The sequence below is a fragment of the Paraburkholderia lebeckiae genome (genome assembly GCF_014201005.1).
Classification (GTDB): domain Bacteria; phylum Pseudomonadota; class Gammaproteobacteria; order Burkholderiales; family Burkholderiaceae; genus Paraburkholderia; species Paraburkholderia tuberum.
Map to the genome: position 1 here is coordinate 1 of NZ_JACHDK010000057.1, position 4,380 is coordinate 4,380.

Annotated in this window: 3 protein-coding genes; 2 read left to right on the plus strand and 1 reads right to left on the minus strand. The window is 55.9% G+C overall.

What is annotated here, in order from left to right; all coding sequences use genetic code 11:
- Positions 1-331 precede the first annotated feature (331 nt).
- A complete protein-coding gene (locus HDG39_RS34245) occupies positions 332-1,030 on the minus strand; it encodes an EAL domain-containing protein (protein WP_184012671.1) in 699 nt (232 codons plus the stop codon).
- 508 nt (positions 1,031-1,538) lie between these two features.
- On the opposite strand from HDG39_RS34245, the gene HDG39_RS34250 reads away from it, so the two are divergent.
- Together HDG39_RS34250 and HDG39_RS36010 are read left to right on the plus strand one after the other, a co-directional pair.
- Positions 1,539-1,763: a hypothetical protein gene (locus HDG39_RS34250; RefSeq protein ID WP_184012673.1), complete on the plus strand. Its 225-nt coding sequence runs from the start codon at positions 1,539-1,541 to the stop codon at positions 1,761-1,763.
- Between the two features lie 887 nt (positions 1,764-2,650).
- Positions 2,651-4,380 (plus strand): ESPR-type extended signal peptide-containing protein (locus HDG39_RS36010; protein WP_260328455.1); only part of this gene is annotated, 1,730 nt, incomplete at its 3' end.

Here is a 4,380-nt window from a genome sequence, read left to right on the forward strand (position 1 = left end):
GCTCGCGCGCTCGTCATGACGCACGCCAGGTTACCAGGATTCATTGTAGAAATGTGGGTAATTGAAAGATTTCGTCAAATGTAAACAGACCCTAGATTGTTGCGATGCGGCCTGCGGCGCACGACGCATGGCCGTTCTACTGCAATTGCGAACAGCAGGCAATGCTGTACCAGACTCGTGCAGCTGGAGCGAGGACTGCGCAATCAGATCGCTGGACGACTGAGAACTAATGAGTGACGCCATGTCTCGCAACGAATTCGTCGATTTGTTCGTTTGTGATCGGTGCGGAGATGTAGTAACCCTGACAATCTATCTGATCGATTGTGCTCGCTCATGCGAACTGCGCTGCCGTTTCGATCCCCTCTATGACGACACGTTTTCCGAGACGTTGTCCGAGTTGCACGAGCGACTCGACCACGACTTTCGAATCGGCATGCTTCTGAATATCGCACATGAACTTGCGGTCCAGTTTGAGCGTGTCGACCCCAAGCCGATGCAGAATGGTAAGTGACCAGCAGCCCGAGCCGAAGTCGTCGATTGCCATACTTACGCCGGATTCCTTGATGGATTCAACGGCGGAGGCGAGCGCCTCAATTGGTCCCGGATCGGTGGCCTCGGTGAGTTCGATCTGTAAGCGTGCCGCATTGAGTGAACGAGTGCGAAGCAGGGCGGATAACTTGCTTGTCAACCCGGGCCGGCCAATTTCTCGGGCGGGAAGATTGACGGCTAGCGAAAGCGTGTTGTATCCGCGAACGGTCCAATCGGCTAGCGTTTGAGCAGCTTCCTCGATAACAAAATCCGTGAAACGCGGGGTAAGTGCAGAGTCTTCCACAAGATGGATAAACGAAGCGGGCGTCAGGACGCCACGTGCCGGGTGGCTCCATCGCAGCAGTGATTCAAAACCACACAGCCGGCCTTCCTGCATACGCAGCTTAGGCTGATAGAGGAAAAAGAACTCCCGTCTGTCGAGGCCGCGCTCCGCGTCTGCGACCGTGCAGGAGTGGAGAATGTCTGCAGCAACGTGTTCCATAGCAATCTCTAGTGCGCGTATGTTGCAAGCCTCACATCAAAATGGATCGACACTGTCTCCTGAAAGGTCGGTGAAACGCTGGTGCAAAACTTGAAAAATGCGCGCGCTCGAATGGAGGTGTCGCGGAGTCGCACAACTTTCATCGTTGTTCATATCAACGTCCGACCATCGACGAATGTGCCAATTGTCGCGTGGCTAGTTCCGGCCATTGAATCATATCGAATTGAGCGACATGAGTTGTGAATTATTGAAACATCGGAGCGGCGATGAGAAACGGCGGCGCTGTTTTCGACCAGCCTTGCGGTTCACACTCTGTGACGCGCTGCACTGTGGTGTCCTCTACTATTCACCCGCTAATTGATGGGGCGGCTCGGCGGTTGTGCGGGTGAACAACGGAAATCAAGAGGGGATTGTGCGTTCGGCGTATTTGACTGACAGGTTTGTTTGGGGAATTGCATTAGGGGCTCTCGTCGGGTGGGCGATCTCCGCAGGAGTGGATCATTGGAGAATGTCCCATTCGTTCGATCCGAGGTTCGGCCTGCGTCTGACGCTGGAAACTGCAGCCTCTGCATGCCTGCTTCTGCCGAGGCCATTGTTGCTGAAGACAGTCTTTCGGTTGCGACGTAGCGTGTTCATGCGGGATGAGGATGTGCATGCGATGCTGATGGGGCGCTTGTTTGGCGTTCTAGGCGGGGTCTGGCTCGGCGCGACGGTCAACTGCCTGCTCTTTTGAGTGCGTTCCCGCCATTGATAAATAAAACAATCCTGGCGGCGTTTGCGGCTTGATGTGTGTCGTGTTCACTGCGGCTATCGCACAACGGCTGGACATCTACTCGCGAAAAATTGACGCTGGTCGTGCCCCGGGGGACATTGGGCAGTATCGCGCGGGCAAATGGCGATCGACTTGTCACGGGAATACAAGGTCGACGCAAATCGGATCGCTTTGTGAATTCAATCGAATTTCGCGGTCGACCATTGCGCTGCGATTCTAATGGTCTGGTGGCGGCGCGTTGTGAATATTCGTGAATTCTGGCGATATTTTTCGTGAAGTGTATCGAATTGGGCAATCTTCAAGAAATGGCGTGGATTCAGTACTTTCGGACTGTTATATATGCGCGCTGCCGAAAAAACTCCGGCGGTCGGGGAGTGATGTAAGTGCCTTCATAAGGCACAGGCTATTTCTATTTCGTTCACCTTATGTACGAAAATTCCCTGAAGCTATCGGTTTGCCGATGGGCCGTTCACCGTAGCCTTTATCGCGTGCGTCTGCCTGGTGATCCATTTCGGAAGGCTGGAATCGCAGGATCGCGCAAAGCCTCTCCAGAGTGGACGGGGCTCGCAACCTGCATGGGAACGATGGCGAGCGGGAAGCGGGGTGCTATTTGAGTAAATACCGACAGAAACCATGGCATGTCACAAAGATTCGCAATGCGGGTTAAGGCGATCGATATGCTGGCCAAGATGATATTTGGGGAATGAGATCGGGTTGACAGGAATTTGATAGGAATTCCTAGTGGCAGCGTTGTCGCCGGGATCTCGTTTTTTCTGTTTGGGTCGTGCTGAAGCCGGATCAAAGAATTCATGAGCGATCGGGTGAGTGGACGAGGTGGGGAATAAAAAATGAATAAGACGTACCGATCGATTTGGAACGAGTCGCTGGGGGCGTGGGTTGCCGTGTCGGAACACGACTCAGCTAGGGGCAAGCCGAAGAAGTCGAAGGTGGTTCAGGCGGTTACCTTGGCGGCTGTGGTGGTTGGCACGCATGCGCCGGTTGCTCATGCACAGTACTATGCCGGCGGTGGAGGGGGTACAGCTACTCAAAATACCAATACAGTCGCAATTGGAACTTCTGCTCTTGCCTCCGTTAATGCGGTGGCTATTGGCGGCTCTGCATTAGCTGGCACTAACTCAGAGGCTATTGGCACGACTACAACGGCTACTGGATGGGGTTCTCTGGCAATCGGATATCAAAGCACTGCTAATTCCAACTATGCCGTAGCGATTGGATATGCAAACATTTCCAGTGGGAACACCGCTTCTGCGATCGGATATGGAAACACCGCCAGTGCAACGGAAAGTATAGCGATTGGGACTTCCAACGTTGTTACCAACACCGGCTCTTATGGCATCGCAATTGGTACGACATCTACAGCTTCAGCTCTTGATGCTACCGCAATTGGTGTGTCGGCTAACGCGTCGGCTACAAAGGCCACAGCCATCGGATTTCAGGCGACAGCGAGTGTCATGGGGTCGGTCGCGCTCGGCAATAACGCCTCTACGACCGCTGCTTCATCGACTGCCACGGCTGGGACCACCGCGTATAGCACTCAGCAGATCGGTGGTACGACTTATGGCTCGTTCGCAGGCGCCGACGGGGCTGCTGGTGTCGTAAGCGTTGGGGCTTTGGGGGCTGAGCGACGCATACAATATGTGGCCGCTGGCCTGATTGGCCCTAGCAGCACTGACGCGGTAAACGGCAGCCAGTTGTATTCGGTCGCAAGTACGGTCGACTCTTTGTCGACTTCGACGTCGACGGGTATTTCATCGCTGTCTACAGGCGTGAGCTCGCTGTCGACCTCCACATCGACCGGTATCTCGTCGCTGTCGACAGGTTTGAGCACGACCAATAGCAAGGTCACGTCGCTGTCTACGGGTCTGAGTTCGCTGTCGACCTCCGCGTCGACGGGTATTTCTTCGCTGTCGACGTCGGCCTCGACGGGGATCAGCACGGTGCAGAGCGGTGTGGATTCGCTGTCGACGGGTCTGAGCTCACTGTCGACCTCCGCGTCGACGGGCATTTCGTCGCTGTCGACGGGCCTGAGCACGACCAATAGCACGGTCGCGTCGCTCTCGACGGGTGTGAGTTCGTTGTCCACGGGTCTGGGTTCGTTGTCGACTTCCACGTCGACGGGCATCAGCACGGCACAGAGCGGCGTGAATTCGCTGTCCACGGGCGTGAGCTCGCTGTCGACCTCCACGTCGACGGGTATTTTGTCGCTGTCGACGGGGCTGAGCGCGACTAACAGCACAGTCACGTCGCTCTCGACGGGTGTGAGTTCGCTGTCCACGGGTATGAGTTCGCTGTCGACCTCTGCGTCGACGGGTATTTCTTCGCTGTCGACGGGCCTGAGCACGACTAACAGCGCGGTCACGTCGCTCTCGACGGGTGTGAGTTCGTTGTCCACGGGCGTGAGCTCGCTGTCGACCTCCGCGTCGACGGGCCTGAGTTCGTTGTCGACTTCCACGTCGACGGGCATCAGCACGGCGCAGAGCGGCGTGAATTCGCTGTCCACGGGCGTGAGCTCGCTGTCGACCTCCGCATCGACGGGTATCTCGTCGCTGTCCACGGG

Excerpts from the sequence above, each read along its gene's own strand:
- HDG39_RS34250 (WP_184012673.1), top strand. The coding sequence starts at position 1,539 with ATGTCCCATTCGTTCGATCCGAGGTTCGGCCTGCGTCTGACGCTGGAA.
- HDG39_RS34245 (WP_184012671.1), bottom strand. The coding sequence starts at position 1,030 with ATGGAACACGTTGCTGCAGACATTCTCCACTCCTGCACGGTCGCAGAC.